This is a genomic window from Metabacillus sp. FJAT-52054 (assembly GCF_037201815.1).
In the GTDB taxonomy this organism is placed as follows: Bacteria; Bacillota; Bacilli; order Bacillales; family Bacillaceae; genus Metabacillus_B; species Metabacillus_B sediminis.
The window spans coordinates 1,765,726-1,782,626 of sequence record NZ_CP147407.1; the positions used below are offsets into that span (position 1 = coordinate 1,765,726).

Annotated in this window: 14 protein-coding genes; all 14 read left to right on the forward strand. The window is 43.8% G+C overall.

The annotated features are described in order from the left end of the window. Positions 1-60 precede the first annotated feature (60 nt). The 14 genes from ftsL to ftsA all read left to right on the forward strand — a co-directional run bounded on the left by ftsL (position 61) and on the right by ftsA (position 16,900). Positions 61-435, forward strand: coding sequence for a cell division protein FtsL (gene ftsL / locus WCV65_RS09330; RefSeq protein WP_035412952.1), 375 nt, complete (start codon positions 61-63; stop codon positions 433-435). A gap of 3 nt (positions 436-438) precedes the next feature. Beyond that, positions 439-2,586, forward strand: a complete 2,148-nt coding sequence (locus WCV65_RS09335) for a penicillin-binding protein (protein ID WP_338781804.1) — start codon at positions 439-441, stop codon at positions 2,584-2,586. Between the two features lie 427 nt (positions 2,587-3,013). Continuing rightward, positions 3,014-4,933 carry a stage V sporulation protein D gene (locus tag WCV65_RS09340; RefSeq protein ID WP_035412945.1) on the forward strand — a complete coding sequence of 640 codons (1,920 nt, stop codon included), beginning with the start codon at positions 3,014-3,016 and terminating at the stop codon, positions 4,931-4,933. Positions 4,934-5,359: 426 nt separating this feature from the next. Continuing rightward, positions 5,360-6,862, forward strand: a complete 1,503-nt coding sequence (locus WCV65_RS09345; RefSeq protein WP_338781807.1) for a UDP-N-acetylmuramoyl-L-alanyl-D-glutamate--2,6-diaminopimelate ligase — start codon at positions 5,360-5,362, stop codon at positions 6,860-6,862. Positions 6,863-6,961: 99 nt separating this feature from the next. Next, complete coding sequence (mraY, locus tag WCV65_RS09350; RefSeq protein ID WP_035412941.1) at positions 6,962-7,936, forward strand: phospho-N-acetylmuramoyl-pentapeptide-transferase; 975 nt, start codon at positions 6,962-6,964, stop codon at positions 7,934-7,936. Beyond that, on the forward strand, positions 7,937-9,292 hold the full coding sequence (gene murD, locus WCV65_RS09355; RefSeq protein ID WP_338781808.1) for a UDP-N-acetylmuramoyl-L-alanine--D-glutamate ligase: 1,356 nt from the start codon (positions 7,937-7,939) through the stop codon (positions 9,290-9,292). It begins immediately after the preceding gene. Positions 9,293-9,344: 52 nt separating this feature from the next. After that, positions 9,345-10,445, forward strand: a complete 1,101-nt coding sequence (spoVE, locus tag WCV65_RS09360) for a stage V sporulation protein E (RefSeq protein WP_035412936.1) — start codon at positions 9,345-9,347, stop codon at positions 10,443-10,445. 123 nt (positions 10,446-10,568) lie between these two features. Then, positions 10,569-11,666, forward strand: coding sequence for an undecaprenyldiphospho-muramoylpentapeptide beta-N-acetylglucosaminyltransferase (murG, locus tag WCV65_RS09365; protein WP_338781809.1), 1,098 nt, complete (start codon positions 10,569-10,571; stop codon positions 11,664-11,666). Positions 11,667-11,693: 27 nt separating this feature from the next. After that, positions 11,694-12,605 carry a UDP-N-acetylmuramate dehydrogenase gene (murB, locus tag WCV65_RS09370; RefSeq protein ID WP_035412932.1) on the forward strand — a complete coding sequence of 304 codons (912 nt, stop codon included), beginning with the start codon at positions 11,694-11,696 and terminating at the stop codon, positions 12,603-12,605. Positions 12,606-12,741: 136 nt separating this feature from the next. Beyond that, positions 12,742-13,557: a cell division protein FtsQ/DivIB gene (locus WCV65_RS09375; RefSeq protein WP_338781810.1), complete on the forward strand. Its 816-nt coding sequence runs from the start codon at positions 12,742-12,744 to the stop codon at positions 13,555-13,557. Next, entirely contained in the window at positions 13,541-14,245 is a 705-nt protein-coding gene (locus tag WCV65_RS09380; protein WP_338781811.1) for a DUF881 domain-containing protein, read from the forward strand. Before WCV65_RS09375 ends, WCV65_RS09380 begins: the two co-directional genes overlap by 17 nt. A gap of 29 nt (positions 14,246-14,274) precedes the next feature. Continuing rightward, positions 14,275-15,000, forward strand: a complete 726-nt coding sequence (locus WCV65_RS09385) for a DUF881 domain-containing protein (protein WP_231889990.1) — start codon at positions 14,275-14,277, stop codon at positions 14,998-15,000. After that, positions 15,000-15,365, forward strand: a complete 366-nt coding sequence (locus tag WCV65_RS09390; protein WP_035412922.1) for a small basic family protein — start codon at positions 15,000-15,002, stop codon at positions 15,363-15,365. The genes WCV65_RS09385 and WCV65_RS09390 overlap by 1 nt, the downstream gene beginning before the upstream one ends. Before the next feature lie 242 nt (positions 15,366-15,607). Then, complete coding sequence (gene ftsA, locus WCV65_RS09395; protein WP_035412920.1) at positions 15,608-16,900, forward strand: cell division protein FtsA; 1,293 nt, start codon at positions 15,608-15,610, stop codon at positions 16,898-16,900. The last annotated feature ends 1 nt before the right edge of the window (position 16,901 follow it).

Consider the following 16,901-nt stretch of genomic DNA (forward strand, 5'->3'; position numbering starts at 1 on the left):
AGCCTTTGATGGAAAATCAGCAAAAGTAAAATATGAGAAGGTAGAAGAGGAGGTCCAGCCATGAGTAATTTAGCTGTTAAAGTTAATCAGCGCGCACAGGAACAAACGACACGCCAATCGCAGCCCCAGTCTCAGCCAAAAGCAATGCCGGTCAAAAGAAGACTGCCGATTACGCTAGGGGAAAAGGTCCTGATTGTCCTTTTTGTCCTTGGACTGGCAGCAGCGAGCATTCATCTTATCGCAAACAGTGTGGCCTCCTATAAAGCCAGCATGGATATCCAAAAGCTGGAGGCACAGGTTGATGCTCAAGGCAAGACAAATGCCGATCTGCAGATCCAAGTGAAAGAATTGAGCAATTATGAGAGAATTTGGGAAAGAGCGAAAGAGCTTGGACTGACTCTTAACAAAAACAACGTAAAGGTTGTTCAGGACTAGAGCATGCTGAAAAAGAATAAAAACATGAATAGAGGAGCAGCCGTATTAGCAACATTTTTTGCGGTGCTCTTCTTTATCATTACAGGCAGATTTTTGTACATTCAGCTGACTGGACAAGTTGATGGGCAGGTGCTTGCTGCGCGCGCAGCACAAAAATATGAAAAAAAGCAGATTCTGGAAGCGTCGAGAGGCTCGATCCTCGATCGAAACGGAGAAGCCATTGCGGAAGATACGTCAGCATATACGCTCGTTGCGATCCTTGACGAGTCATTGACATCGGATCCCAAAAAGCCCCAGCATGTGGTAGATAAAGAAACCACAGCAGAAAAGCTTGCTCCGATTCTGGATATTGACACGTCTAAAGCTCTTGAAATTCTTCACAAAGATGCAAAGCAGGTGGAGTTTGGTGCGGATGGAAGAAATTTAAGCCAAACTGAAAAGCTTAAAATCGAAAAGTTAAAGCTGCCAGGTATTGCCTTTATGAAGAATCAAAAGCGTTTTTATCCGAATGGTGTTTTCGCTTCTGACATTATTGGCTACGCTCAAAAAAATGAAGAGAACGGCGTTACCTCTGGAATGCTGGGGCTTGAAAAAAGCCTGGACAGTTACCTTCAGGAAAGGGACGGATCCATAAAATACAATAGTGATCATTATGGCTGGAAGCTTCCTGGGACACGTGATGAAATTACACCTCCCGACAATGGAAGCGATATTTATCTGACGCTTGATCAAAAGATTCAGACCTTCCTTGAGGATGCAATGAATCAGACTGTAAAAGAATACAGTCCGAAAAAAATTATGGCTGTTGTAGCAGATCCAAAGACAGGCAAAATCTTAGCGATGAGCCAGCGTCCCAGCTTTAATCCCAACACGAGAGACATTTCCAATTTTAATAATGATATAATCGGATACCCGATTGAGCCGGGATCAACAATGAAAATGTATACTGTGGCATCTGCTATAGAGCAGGGTGTGTATAAAGGCAGTTCAACCTATAAATCCGGCAGCTATAAAATCGGCAGCAAGGTTATTAAAGACCATAATAAAACCGGCTGGGGATCAATCACCTATGATGAGGGCTTTGAGCGCTCATCAAATGTAGCGATGATCAATCTGGCAATGAAACTCGGTCCGGATGCTTATAGCAGCTATATGAAGAAATTCGGTTTTGGACAAAAGACAGGAATTGATCTGCCGGGTGAGAAAGCCGGTACGATCAATAGTGACAGTAAAATTTCATTGGCAACCGCCTCATTCGGCCAGGGTTCTACAGCTACGGTCATTGAACAAATTCAGGCTGCAACCGCTATTGCCAATGGAGGCAAGCTGATGAAGCCATATCTGATTGATCAGATCGTGGATGCCGACGCTAATAAAGTAATAAAAAAGAATGAACCAAAGCAGATTAGCCGGCCTATTTCAGAAGCAACGGCTGCTCAGGTCCGCGATTTGATGGGGAAGGTCGTAACTTCTAAAAACGGTACCGGTAAGCCTTTTGCGATTGAAGGCTATGATGTAGCGGGGAAAACGGGTACAGCACAAATTCCTGGAGATAACGGACGCTATATGAGCGGAAAAGAAAACTTCATTTTCTCCTTCATGGGAATGGCGCCAAAAGATGATCCGGAGCTGCTCGTGTACGTAGCTGTCCAGCAGCCTGAGCTTGAGCCGACTGAAATCGGATCGATGCCTGTTTCCTCTATTTTTAAAACAGTTATGCAGAACAGTTTGCAGTATTTGCAGATTCAGCCTGAAGAAGGTAAAGGAAAAGAGAATGATTCTGCACCTAAAGCGCAGGATCCAGTGATGGAATCTTATATTGGGAAAAACGCAAAGGATGCTGCCAAACTTCTTGAATCAAGTGCGTATCAACCACTTATTCTTGGCTCCGGTCCTTCTGTTGAGGCCCAATCCCCTTCAGAGCGGACTGTGATTTCAAAAGGGGAAAGAGTATTTCTGCAAACGGGCGGAAAAGTAAAAATGCCGGATCTTTCCGGATGGTCCAAGCGGGATATTATGAAACTGGCTGACTTGCTTCAGTTAAGAGTTTCATTTTCAGGACAGGGTTTTTCAGCCAAGCAGAGTATACCTAAAGGGACAATTGTCAGTAAGGAAACTCTTTTAACTGTTGAATTAAAGCCGCCTTCATAAAACGGGATGTACTGTTCAGGAAAGTCAGTTTTATAGCTCCTCTCACATTTTTAAATTGGATGTGTTTTGGCTAATTTCAGCTGCAGGATGCTCAAGCTGCAGCGGGGAGGGCGGTGAGCCTCCGCGGCGCAAGCGCCTGTGGGGTCTCACCTGTCCCGCTGCTCTTAGCAAGGAGTCGCGCACCTTCCGCTCCAATCAGCCTAACCCATAATTGTTCATAGTACCTATGTCAAAACCAAAACCCCCGGAATGCTCACAAAGCGTTCAGGGGGTTTTTGGTTCAAGCATTTCCTCTCAGCACGACTTATTAAACGCCTCTCTTTTTATGAAGAGATACTGATTGCTTTCCTGATGCAGTCCCCGGCCTGTTCTATTGTCCTTTGTACAAGCATATAGTGGGAGGAGCATAGACGAGGAGTGATGTTTGGTGCGGGTATCTCAGGTTACCGTCAGAAAAAGGCTTGCCGCTGTTTTGCTGATAGGTGTGCTTGTATTTGCTGTGATAGATGTAAGGCTCGGATATGTCCAATTCATACTCGGTGATAAGCTGACTGCAGGAGCAAAGGATTTGTGGAGCCGTAATCTTCCGTTTGAACCTGAACGGGGAGAAATTTTGGACAGGAATGGTGTAAAGCTTGCTACAAATATCAGTGCGCCTACGGTATATGCCGTGCCAAGACAGGTGGAGAATCCTGCAGAAGCGGCAGAAAAGCTTGCGCCGGTATTGAATATGACTGCGAAGAAAGCGTATGATTTTCTGACAAAAAATGAAATGATTGTCACGCTGAAGCCGGAAGGCCGGAAAATTTCCCATGAAAAAGCGGGAGAGGTCAGAGCTCTTGGCATTAAGGGTGTTTATATAGGAGAGGACAGTAAACGATATTATCCGAATGGCAGCTACCTATCACATGTACTCGGATTCGCAGGGATTGATAACCAGGGGCTGCTTGGACTTGAAGCAGTATATGATAAAGAGCTTAAAGGCGAAAAGGGTTTTGTTAAATTTTATTCAGATGCAAAAGGAAAACGAATGCCGAATGAAGCGGATGATTATAAATCCCCAACAGACGGCCAGACTCTGAAACTTACAATTGATTCCAAGGTGCAGACAATCATGGAGAGGGAGCTTGATCTTGCTCAGGCACAATATAACCCCGATGGAATGATTGCAATTGCCATGAATCCGAAAAATGGTGAAATTCTAGGGATGTCTTCAAGGCCGGATTTTGATCCCGCCCATTATCAAGATGTAAAACCAATTGTATACAACCGCAATTTGCCTGTATGGAGCACATATGAGCCCGGATCTACATTTAAAATTATTACTCTCGCTGCAGCATTAGAGGAACAAAAGGTCGATTTGGAGCACGATCATTTTCATGATCCTGGATCGATTGAGGTAGCGGGAGCCAGACTGAAGTGCTGGAAGAGAGGCGGACACGGTTCGCAGAGTTTTTTGGAAGTTGTTCAGAATTCCTGCAACCCCGGATTTGTTGCATTGGGTCAGCGCCTAGGGAAAGAAAAGCTGTTCAAATATATTAAGGATTTCGGATTTGGCCAAAAAACGGGAATTGATCTGCAAGGTGAGGGAAGAGGAATTCTTTTTAATCTTGACAGAGTCGGACCAGTGGAACAGGCAACAACAGCATTTGGACAGGGAGTTTCGGTAACCCCGATTCAGCAGGTAGCCGCTGTTTCAGCTGCGGTTAATGGAGGGATTTTATATACTCCGTACGTAGCTAAAGAGCTGGTTGACCCAGTGACCGGAAAAGTAACGAGCAAAAAAGCTCCAGTAGAGAAGCGCAGAGTCATTTCTGAAGAAACCTCCAAGAAAATCCGATACGCGCTGGAAAGCGTAGTAGCTGGCGGGACAGGTAAAAATGCTTTTGTAGAAGGGTACAGGGTCGGAGGGAAAACAGGAACAGCCCAGAAGGTAAGCAATGGAGTTTATTTAAAAAACAATTTCATCGTTTCCTTCATTGGCTTTGCTCCAGCAGATGATCCAGAACTTGTCGTCTATGTAGCTGTTGATAATCCAAAAGGAACTGTTCAATTCGGGGGAACGGTGGCAGCTCCGATTGTCGGCAATATTATGAGAGACAGCCTTCCTGAAATGGGTGTTAAGCCGCGTAAAGATCAGATGGATAAAGTATACAAATGGGGAGACATAAAGTCCGTTGAGGTTCCGAATCTTTTAGGGATGGAAATGGATGAACTGAGAGAACAGCTTTTGAATGTCAAATTTGATGTAGCGGGCAACGGCGAGGTTGTAGTCCAGCAATCACCGGCAGCTGGAACGAAGGTTAAAGAGGGTTCGTCTATACGTGTATTTATGGGAAACCCATAATCCGGTTTTATTTAAAAAACACCCGCAAGTGAAGCCCACCTTGGAGCAATGCCGCTCGTCCATGGATAAGCGGATATCCTAAAGCGGCACTTTTTCATATCAATCCTTAAATAGTGGATTAGCTGTTGTCTAAAGGCGAATCAGTCTGGTTGAGCGCAGTCAAAGCTTTGCCGGACTGATTTTTTTGGTTTGATCAGCCAGAGTCTGCGTTCCGATAAAGGATGGCTCCTGTCAGGAACCTGTACGGAGGGGCATTTGGTTAGTTTAATCAGAATGGTACTTGCATTATATCCTGCGATTCCAAAGGGTACACTGCTTTTCTAAATTAATCATGGCTCTTTTCTAGGAAGTGAGATAAAATATGAACTGTATGCATAAATGGCATAATGTTATCTTAAAGAGTGTGAATTGAGAGGTTTGATAAGGATGAAGTTGACTGATTTGCTTTCCCGTTTGCATTTTGGAAAAATAAATGTAAGCGAGGATCCTGACATTGAATCGATAGAGATGGATTCTAGAAATGCAGGAAGAGGAAGCCTGTTTATCTGTATTAAAGGATACACGGTAGATGGCCATCATTTCGCAAGGCAGGCAGTAGACATGGGAGCCGCCGCTGTTATCGCAGAGAGAGAGCTGGATCTTCCTGTACCTGTCATCATCGTACCTGATTCAAGCAGAGCGATGGCTGTACTTGCAGATGCATTTTACGGACAGCCGACCCAGAAACTTCATTTAATTGGAGTAACCGGCACAAATGGGAAAACAACAACCGCCCATTTAATTGATATGGTTATGCAGTCTGCCGGAAAGAAAACCGGTATGATTGGCACGATGTACATAAAAATCGGGGATGAAACCCTGGAAGTTAGAAACACTACCCCGGAAAGTCTGACTCTGCAAAAGACTTTTAAAAGAATGGCAGATTCAGGGGTATCGAATGCCGTAATGGAAGTATCCTCTCATGCCCTTCATATGGGCAGAGCCCATGGGTGCGACTATGATGTGGCTGTATTTACAAATCTTACACAGGATCACCTTGATTATCATGGAACGATGGATGCTTATAAACAGGCGAAAGGTCTGCTGTTTTCCCAGCTTGGAAATACTTTTAACCATCAAAACCCTAAATTTGCGGTTCTAAATCAGGATGACCCTGCTACTGAGGAATACAAAAGCATGACGGCAGCCCATATTCTTACCTATGGTATTGATCAGAAGGCGGATATTATGGCTTCTGATATAAAAATGACGTCAAGCGGAACGGCTTTTCTCCTGCAAACTCCATACGGTTCGCGAACGATGAAACTGAAACTCATCGGTAAATTCAGTGTGTACAATGTCCTTGCTGCAATCGGTGCTTGCTTAGCATCTGGCATCTCACTAGAAACAGCGGCTGCTGCTCTTGAGAAAGCAGATGGTGTAAGAGGGAGATTTGAGCTTGTAGATGCCGGTCAGCCATTTACGGTTATTGTTGATTATGCACATACCCCGGACAGTCTTGAAAATGTGCTGACAACCATCCAGCAGTTTTCTTCCGGGCGTACTTTTGTTGTTGTAGGCTGCGGCGGGGAACGCGACAAAACGAAGAGGCCCATCATGGCTCAGATTGCTGTGAAATATGCAGACGAACCAATCTTTACATCGGATAATCCAAGAAGCGAGGATGCCCTTGCGATTCTGGCCGATATGGAAAATGGGGTTCGGAATTCCTATTACCATTCTATCGCTAACAGAGAGCAGGCGATTTATTTCGCTGCTGCAAATGCACGTCCTGGTGATGTAGTCCTCATCGCAGGAAAAGGGCATGAAACGTATCAGCAAATAGGTGACAAAATTTATGATTTTGATGACAGGGAAGTGGCACTGAAAGCCATCAGCACCCTGAAAATCAGTCAGAGCGCAGAGAAAGATCATGAAAGAGAGCAGTGAAGAAAATGGAAATGTTAAATCGTTGTAAACATATTAGATCAGCAGAAGCATATGATGGTCTCAAAGAGACAAGGATGGAGCTTGAAGGAGGAAAACGCAGTGCTTGAGCAAGTCATTTTATTTACCATTATGATGGGGTTTTTAATAAGCGTCCTGCTTTCTCCTATCTTTATTCCATTTTTAAGAAGATTGAAATTTGGACAAAGCATAAGGGATGAAGGACCGAAATCCCATATGAAAAAATCAGGGACGCCGACGATGGGCGGAATTATGATTATTCTATCCATTATCGTGACGACGCTGGTTATGACTGGGAAATTTTCAGAGCCAAGTGTAGAAATGTGGCTTCTGATTTTTGTTACCTTCGGATATGGCGTCCTGGGCTTTCTCGATGATTTTATAAAAGTGGTCATGAAGCGCAATTTGGGTCTGACCTCCAAGCAGAAGCTTATTGGCCAGATCATGATTGCCATTGTTTTTTATCTTGTATTCAGGCAATACAACTTTTCAACAGAAATTAGAGTCCCGGGAACAGAATTTGGATTCGATCTTGGCTGGGCCTATGTTTTATTAATCGTATTCATGCTTGTCGGCGGATCTAATGCAGTTAATCTTACAGACGGACTTGACGGACTTCTTTCAGGAACGGCTGCGATTGCATTTGGTGCATTTGCCATTTTAGCCTGGAATCAGTCTCAGTATGATGTGGCGATTTTTTCAGTCGCTGTTGCAGGGGCAGTACTTGGATTCCTTGTTTTCAATGCCCATCCTGCGAAAGTGTTTATGGGTGACACGGGATCGCTTGCTTTAGGCGGTGCGATTGTGACCGTGGCCATTTTGACGAAGCTTGAAATTCTGCTTGTTCTGATTGGCGGAATCTTTGTTCTTGAGACACTGTCAGTCATCATTCAGGTTATTAGTTTTAAAACAACAGGAAAAAGAGTATTTAAAATGAGTCCGCTTCACCATCACTATGAACTTTCCGGATGGTCGGAATGGCGTGTGGTTGTGACATTTTGGACTGTAGGATTAATTTTTGCCATGATCGGAATATATATTGAGGTGTGGATGTAAGTGAAAACCATTGAATCCTATCAAAAGAAACCTGTACTTGTATTAGGGCTGGCAAAAAGCGGCCTTGCTGCAGCGAAACTGCTTAATAAACTCGGAGCTGCAGTGACGGTAAATGATATGAAGCCGTTTGAAGAAAATGAAGCAGCGAAGGAATTACATGAGCTGGGAATACATGTTGTATGCGGCAGCCATCCTCAAAACTTGCTTGCCGACCGGCAGATTGAGATGATTGTGAAAAATCCTGGTATTCCTTATTCAAATCCGATCCTGCTTCAGGCAGCGGATCAGGGCATTCCGGTTATTACAGAGGTGGAGCTGGCATATGAGATTTCAGAAGCTGACATCCTTGGAATAACAGGATCAAATGGAAAAACAACGACAACTACGCTCGTTTATGAAATGCTGAAGAAAGACGGAAAGAACCCCCTTATTGCCGGAAATATTGGTACGGTTGCCTGTGAAGTTGCAGAAAAAGCGAAGTCTGATCAGGTCATCGTAATGGAGCTTTCATCTTTTCAGCTTCAGGGCACCCTTTCATTCAAGCCTTCTGCAGCTGTCATCTTGAACTTATTTGATGCTCATTTGGATTACCATGGAACGAGAGATGCCTACGCTCAGGCAAAAGGCAAGATCTACGAAAATTTAACCTCCGCAGATGCTGCAGTCATAAATGCAGATGATAAGGAAGTGTGCAGACTTTCTGAGGAGACGCAGGGAACTAAATTTTATTTTTCGGTAAAACAAAAGCTGGATCATGGTGCGTTTATTCATGAGGATGCAATTTGGTACAACGAGGAGCGTATTATCGCTGTCAACGAGGTGGTCCTTCCAGGGAAACACAATCTGGAGAATATCCTTGCTGCGGTTTCGCTGGTGAAAACAAGAGGCTGTTCAAATGAGGCAATCTGCAGCGTCCTTACTTCTTTTTCAGGTGTTATTCACAGATTGCAGTTTGTACGTACCTTGAAAGACCGTAAATTTTATAATGACTCCAAAGCAACGAATATCCTTGCGACCTCAAAAGCTCTGGAAGCATTTGATCAGCCTGTCATTCTGCTTGCCGGCGGACTGGACAGGGGAAATGAGTTTGATGAGCTCAAACCGGCGATGAAAAACGTCCGGGCATTGATAAGCTTTGGTGAGACAGCCCCTAAGCTCGAGAAGACTTGCAGAGAACTCGGAATAGAAGTGATCAATCGTGTCGATAATGTGGAACAGGCAGCCGGCGCGGCTTATGAACTTTCTGAAGCGGGGGATGTGGTTTTGCTTTCTCCTGCATGTGCAAGCTGGGATCAGTATAAGACATTTGAACAAAGAGGAGACATGTTTGTCCGCGCCGTGCATAAGCTAGAATAAGGGCTCGTACCAGTTAGAGCCTGACCTTTAGAGGAAATAGAGGTGTGCGGCTTTGACGGCGAAAAGGACGACTCCGGATTTTATACTGATTATTGTGACGCTTTTGCTTCTGACGGTTGGTCTCATTATGGTTTACAGTGCAAGTGCAATCTGGGCAGATTATAAATTTGATGATTCCTTTTTCTTTGCAAAAAGGCAGCTCCTTTTTGCCGGAGTAGGTATTGCCGGGATGTTCTTCATTATGAATGTGGACTACTGGACGTGGAGAACGTGGGCAAAAATCATTCTTTTAATCTGTTTTGTACTGCTGATTGCGGTCTTGGTTCCAGGGATTGGAATGGAACGGAATGGATCCAGGAGCTGGATAGGTGTAGGTGCATTTTCGATTCAGCCTTCTGAATTTATGAAGTTTGCCATGATTATCTTTTTGGCTAAATATCTATCAGAACATCAAAAAAAAATAACGTCCTTCAAAAAAGGTTTGATTCCTTCATTAGGACTTGTGTTTATTGCATTTGGCATGATCATGCTGCAGCCGGATCTTGGTACTGGAACCGTAATGGTAGGAACGTGTATTGTCATGATCTTTACGGCAGGTGCGAGAATATGGCACTTTGGATTTCTTGGACTGCTTGGTGTTGGCGGATTTACTGCTCTGGTCCTTTCCGCTCCTTACCGAATGAAAAGGATCACGTCTTTTCTGGATCCATGGCAGGACCCATTGGGAAGCGGTTTTCAAATCATTCAGTCGCTTTACGCCATTGGACCTGGCGGATTGTTCGGAATGGGTCTGGGCCAAAGCAGGCAAAAGTTTTTTTACTTGCCTGAGCCGCAAACAGATTTTATCTTTGCCATTCTATCTGAAGAATTAGGTTTTATCGGCGGATCACTGGTCTTGCTTCTATTCTGCCTGCTGTTATGGAGAGGAATCCGAATTGCACTTGGCGCTCCTGACTTATATGGAGCATTCCTGGCAGTGGGAATCATTGCAATGGTCGCCATTCAGGTGATGATTAATATAGGGGTGGTCACTGGAATGATGCCTGTAACCGGAATCACCCTTCCGTTTCTAAGCTACGGCGGTTCTTCCCTGACGCTCATGCTGATGGGAATCGGGGTCTTGCTAAATATCAGCAGATATGCAAAATATTAAATAGAATATAAACTAGATGAGGCTGACCCTGCTTAAACGAATGGCTCCTGTGTGAGCATTCTTTAGCTATAGGGCCAGCCCATCCCATTTTCCCCTTTTTTAACGGGGTGAGGAGGAACATAAATGAAGGTAGCTGTGAGCGGCGGCGGTACTGGAGGACATATATATCCTGCACTTGCTCTGATCAAGGAAATGAAAAAGAAAAACCCGAATGCGGAATTTCTATATATAGGCACAGAAAATGGTCTTGAAAAAAGGATCGTTGAACGAGAAAACATTCCTTTTAAAGCCATTGAAATTACAGGATTTAAACGGAAGATTTCCATGGATAATGTTAAGACCGTAATGAGGTTCTTAAAGGGTGTTCAAACGAGTAAGCGTTATTTAAAGGAATTTAAACCGGATGTTGTCATTGGAACAGGCGGATATGTATGCGGGCCTGTCGTTTACGCAGCGGCGAAAATGAAAATTCCTTCGGTCATTCATGAGCAGAATAGCCTGCCTGGTTTAACGAATAAATTTCTTTCAAGGTACGCTGATAAGGTTGCCATTTGCTTTGAGGAAGCGAGAAGCTATTTTCCTGCTGATAAAGCCGTCATGACAGGCAATCCCCGGGCTTCAGAGGTAGCTGGAGTAAACGGAGAGAAGGGCAAGCTTTCAGCCGGATTACAGCCGGGAAGGAAATCTGTACTCGTCTTTGGCGGAAGCCGGGGTGCAAGACCCATTAATAAAGCGATTCTCGAAGTGCTTCCGGAGATTGGAAAAAGAGATTACCAGCTTCTCTATGTTACAGGAGAGGTCCATTACAGCCAAGTGGCGGAAGAAGCGAAAGCACTTGGCTCGCCGGATAATGTTATAATCAAGCCATTTATTCATAACATGCCTGAAGTCCTTGCTGGAACGGATTTAATCGTAGGGCGTGCAGGTGCCACGTCTATTGCTGAGATCACTGCACTCGGACTGCCTAGCATTCTCATTCCAAGTCCTTATGTGACAGCCAATCATCAGGAGGTTAACGCAAGGTCCTTGAGTGATAAGGGTGCGGCTGTACTCATGCTGGAAAAAGACCTGAATGGAAAGGCGCTTCTGCGTGAAATGGATAAGATTATGAATGAGGAATCCATTCTTATTGCAATGAGAACGGCTTCTTCAGAAATTGGGATGCCCGATGCAGCATCAAGACTGGCGGAATTGCTTGAAGAAGTTTCTGTAAAAAAATAAGATTCTTTTTGTTTATAGGAGGGTATTATGGAAAACGTCATCAAAGAACTGGAACAGGCAGATATCGGGAAAGTATTAGTCAATGAGCCTTTATCCAAACATACGACGATGAAAATTGGAGGACCGGCAGACTGTTTGGTGCAGCCGAAGGATATTGAGAGTATTGAAACCATTATACGCATTGTGAAAAAACATGGCGTAAAATGGCGGGCAATCGGAAGGGGCTCAAACCTTCTGGTAGCCGATCAAGGAATTGAAGGGGTCGTTATAAAGCTTGGAGATGGACTGGACCATATGGAAATTGATGGGGATATCCTGACCGTCGGCGGCGGTTACTCCGTCATAAAGCTTGCTACGATTATCAGTAAAAAGGGGCTTTCCGGCCTTGAATTCGCAAGCGGTATTCCCGGGTCGATCGGCGGAGCTGTTTATATGAATGCGGGAGCACATGGTTCTGATATGAGCAAAATCCTGGTGAAAGCACGTGTGCTGTTTGAAGACGGAACAATGGACTGGCTGACGAATGAAGAACTGAATTTTTCCTATCGGACCTCTTTGCTTCAAAAGGAACGACCGGGGATTTGCCTGGAGGCTGTCCTAAAGCTTGAAGCAGGAGTTAAAGAGGACATCGTGAAAGTCATGCAAAAAAATAAGGATTACCGCAGAGATACTCAGCCTTGGAATTTCCCGTGCGCAGGGAGCATATTCCGCAACCCGCTTCCGGAATATGCAGGAGCATTGGTGGAAAAAGCAGGCCTTAAAGGATATAAACTCGGCGGAGCTCAGGTTTCGGATATGCATGGCAATTTTATTGTGAATGCAGGCGGGGCAACTGCTGAGGATGTATTGAATCTGATTGCTTTTATTAAAAAAACGATTATGGAGCAGTACGGAACAGAGCTTGAAACCGAGGTTGAAATTATCGGGCGAAATTCCTGAAGAATGTTCTTAAATATCCGCCTATTGTGCTATAATGACTAATATAGGAAAATTGTAAAACGGCATCCTTGTATGCCGTTTGTTTATATTTCCCATTCTGATTTGAATGAATATTTCATGAAGGGTGACTGGGAATTTGAATAATCGAATGGAACAGGAAAAAATTGTTTCGATCGAAGACCGCATACCTAAATTGAAACAGCAGCGCAAACAAAAAACAAATAAGCGGCTTACTTTATTTCTTTGTCTTTTCTTTATTTTGATTCTTCTCGTCGTCTATTTCCAATCGCCCCTAAGTAAAATTTCGGCTATTGAAGTGGCCGGAAATGCTCATGCCACCGATGAATCCATTTTAAAACAGAGCGGGGTTTCCATTGGGACAGGCTTTTGGAATTTAAACGGGGAGCAGGCAGAGAGAGAGATCAAAAAAATGAAAGAAATAAAATCTGCCCGGGTTTTGAAGACGTTCCCCAATAAAGTGACACTTCAGGTCGAAGAGTATAAACGGGTGGCTTATGCGGAAAAGAACGGCTCCTTTATGCCAATCCTTGAAAACGGAGTTGTATTGAAGTCAGATGAAAAATCTCTTCCGTCGGATGCTCCAATTTTAATAAATTGGAAGGATGCCGATCAAATTCAGGAAATGGCTTCCGCTCTGCTTCAAATCCCAAAGCCGATTGCATCATCCATTTCTGAAATCTATCATGCTCCGGAAAAGAATGATTCATGGCATATCACGCTTTATATGAACGAGGGCTATGTAATCAGCGGATCTGTTAGGAATATTGCAGACAAAATTAAGGCCTATCCTTCGATTGTATCTCAGCTGAAACCAGGTACTAAAGGGATCATTCATATGGAAGTAGGGACATACTTCGAGTCCTTTGAAAAACCTTCAGACAGCAAAGATAAAAAAGATCAGGGAGAAGAATTAAATGAAGCCCAAGAGTAAGTATGTTCTGCTTTCCATTGTCATGCTTGTTCTAGGCTATCTAATTTCATTTTCTTATCAGCTCACAAATGAGAAGAAGCCTGGTAGCATGTCAGCTGAACAATGGGATAAAGAGTATGAATCCAGACAGCTCCTCATTGAACAGGAAGAGAAAAACCTGAAGCTTCAGGCAGCACTGCAGAAAAAGCAAAAGAATGTTCAGGATTATGAGAAAAAGCTTAAAAAGGATAAACAGGCTGCCAGCGGTCTAGTTGAACAAATTGAAAACTTGAGAATGTATGTTGGCGAAACTGGAGTCAAAGGGGAAGGTGTTCAAATTACCCTTGAAGATTCCTCATACATACCTGCGGACGAAAACGCCAACAATTACATCGTTCATGAGAGCCATATTTTCAAAGTCATCAACGAGCTCCTTATTTCGGGTGCTTCTGCTGTTTCCATTAATGGCCAGCGAATTTCAGCAGACTCGTATATTTTCTGCAATGGGCCGGTTGTTAATGTTGACGGAAATCAGTTTCCGGCACCGTTTGTCATCTCAGCAATTGGAGATCCGGACGTCATGATCAGCGCTTTTACGATATCCGGCGGCATTTCAGAACAGCTTGTTTATGACAATATCGTTGTGAAATCGGAAAAGAAAAGTGAGATTACCATGAATTCAATACTTCAGGGTGACAGGAAATCCTGATCTTTCATGTAAAGTAAGGAGTAAAGAATGTGTCAGGCAGGAAGAAAATAATGGGCTACACCGTCATCATGGGTCTATTCGGATTTATGCTATCCGTCCAATTTTTATCCATAAAGGAACCTGTTACAAGGGATACAAGAGACCTGTGGGAAATCAGAGAGCAGCTTAAAGAGGAGCAAAAGCAGCAATCAGACCTTCTGGAGGAAATCAGGAAATACGATAAGCTTCTGAATACGTACGACACCATGGGAGGAGAAGAACGGGAGCAAGCCTTAAAAAAAACGCTGGATGAGCTCAAAATACAAGCTGGTTTAACCGAAGTAAAAGGGGAGGGAATGAACCTCCGTCTTGAGCCATTGTTTAGCCAGGACCTAATTGGGGAAAATACGATATCTGTCTCACCTGATTTACTTAGAAAACTGATTAACGAACTAAACACATATGATGCAGAGCATATTTCCATTAATGGACACAGGGTGTCTAGTACAACCGTTATCAGAGACATTAATGGAGTGACAAAGATGGACGGCTATGAATTGGATACACTGCCAATTGAAATCAAAGTCATCGCAAAGGATGCAAATAAGCTTTTTGACAGAGTTAAAGTGTCAAGCACACATGATTTGTTTGCAGTCGATAATATTAAGCTGACAGCGGAGAAACCCAGGGAAGACATAGTCGTTCCCGGCAGCGATAAGAAAATTCGTACGGGGGAATTGAAGCCCTATGAGAGCGGCAAAGGGGGAGGAAATTGATGTGGCTGCCTGTACTTGGGCTGATTTTAGGAATTGCTCTGGGCTTTTCCACAGAATTTAAAATCCCTGCTGAGTATTCGAATTACCTGTCTATAGCGATCCTGGCTGCTCTTGATACATTGCTTGGCGGAATACGCGCCCAGCTGCAGAATATATATGATGAGCTGGTATTCGTATCTGGGTTTTTCTTTAATATTCTCTTAGCTGCAGCTTTAGCTTTTCTAGGTGTCCATCTTGGTGTAGACTTATATCTGGTGGCGATTTTTGCCTTTGGAGTAAGATTGTTCCAAAACATTGCGGTCATCAGAAGGATTTTAATCTCAAAGTGGAGTGATTCCAGACAAAAGGTGAAAAAAGTTGATTAAAGTAGAGGGAAAAATGCATCTTTTGACGAATAATTTCTTATAGCATCATTTATGTCTAAGAAAAAAGTGAATTCAAGCAGGGTGCATAAGAAATACCCAATTTAAATTCAATAGGCATGGGCTCTAAAGGCTGCGAAGCGAGCTGTTCAATGCGCGGTCTCAAAATGTTCATGCTGCAGATTGTAAAGTTGTCCATCAAATAATAGAATAGGAAATGTAGAGAGAGAAGGAGGTGCCATAGAATGAACAACAGTGAAATCTTCGTGAGTCTCGACATCGGTACATCCAGTGTTAAAGTCATAATCGGGGAAATGGCCGACGATGCTTTAAACGTAATCGGTGTGGGGAATGTAAAATCAGAAGGATTAAAAAAAGGTTCAATCGTTGATATAGACGAAACCGTTCATTCTATTAAAAAAGCCGTGGAACAAGCGGAACGCATGGTAGGAATTCCCCTGAAAAGAGTGGTTGTGGGAGTTGCAGGCAACCATGTACATCTTCAGGACTGTCATGGAGTGGTTGCTGTTTCAAGTGAAAACAGAGAAATAGCGAATGAAGATGTCCGCCGTGTGATTGAAGCGGCTCAGGTGATGTCCATTCCTCCTGAACGAGAAATTATTGACGTTATTCCCCGTCAGTTCATCGTTGACGGTCTGGATGAGATAAATGATCCCCGCGGAATGCTCGGGGTTCGTCTTGAAATGGAAGGGACAATCATTACCGGTTCCAAAACAATCTTACATAATCTGCTCCGCTGTGTTGAAAGGGCGGGGCTTGAAATAACAGACATCTGCCTTCAGCCTTTGGCTGCCGGTTCTGTAGCATTGTCTCGTGACGAGAAAAATCTTGGAGTTGCCATGATTGATATTGGAGGCGGCTCTACAACCATTGCTTTATTTGAGCAGGGGCATTTGCGTACTGCTTCCGTCCTTCCAATCGGAGGGGAGCATTTGACAAAAGATCTTTCCATCGGGCTTCGTACAGCAACAGAAGAGGCGGAAAGAATTAAAGTCAAACATGGACATGCTTTTTATGATCTTGCTTCACCTGATGAAGTATTCGAAGTGTCCATTATTGGAACCGATCAAAAACAGCAATTTAATCAACTGGAAATTTCTGATATTATTGAAGCGAGACTTGAAGAATTATTTGAGATGGTCCAGCATGAGCTTATGAGGCTGGGTGTGAGAGACCTTCCAGGAGGTTTCGTATTGACTGGCGGAACAGTAAGCATGCCCGGAGTTCTTGAACTTGCCCAGGATATGCTGCAAAGCAGTGTGAGAATTGCAAGCCCTGATTATATCGGGGTAAGAGAACCCCGATATATGACAGGAGTCGGGCTCATACAATTCGCTTATAAAAATGCTAAAATTCAAGGCAGAAGAATTGGCTCCAATGTTTCACAGGAAGTCTATACTGAACAGGCAGCCGCTGTCCGGGAGGAACCGACTCAGCGAAACAGCAGCAAACCAAAAACAAATGAAGAAAAAAAACAAAGCAAAGTGAAAAAGTTTTTCGGCTACTTCTTTGAATAAA

Bases quoted from the DNA above. Each gene is read 5' to 3' on its own strand.
- WCV65_RS09335 (WP_338781804.1), top strand. From the start codon at position 439: ATGCTGAAAAAGAATAAAAACATGAATAGAGGAGCAGCCGTATTAGCA.
- WCV65_RS09380 (WP_338781811.1), top strand. From the start codon at position 13,541: ATGAAGCCCAAGAGTAAGTATGTTCTGCTTTCCATTGTCATGCTTGTT.
- WCV65_RS09345 (WP_338781807.1), top strand. From the start codon at position 5,360: ATGAAGTTGACTGATTTGCTTTCCCGTTTGCATTTTGGAAAAATAAAT.
- ftsL (WP_035412952.1), top strand. From the start codon at position 61: ATGAGTAATTTAGCTGTTAAAGTTAATCAGCGCGCACAGGAACAAACG.
- murG (WP_338781809.1), top strand. From the start codon at position 10,569: ATGAAGGTAGCTGTGAGCGGCGGCGGTACTGGAGGACATATATATCCT.
- WCV65_RS09390 (WP_035412922.1), top strand. From the start codon at position 15,000: ATGTGGCTGCCTGTACTTGGGCTGATTTTAGGAATTGCTCTGGGCTTT.
- murB (WP_035412932.1), top strand. From the start codon at position 11,694: ATGGAAAACGTCATCAAAGAACTGGAACAGGCAGATATCGGGAAAGTA.
- ftsA (WP_035412920.1), top strand. From the start codon at position 15,608: ATGAACAACAGTGAAATCTTCGTGAGTCTCGACATCGGTACATCCAGT.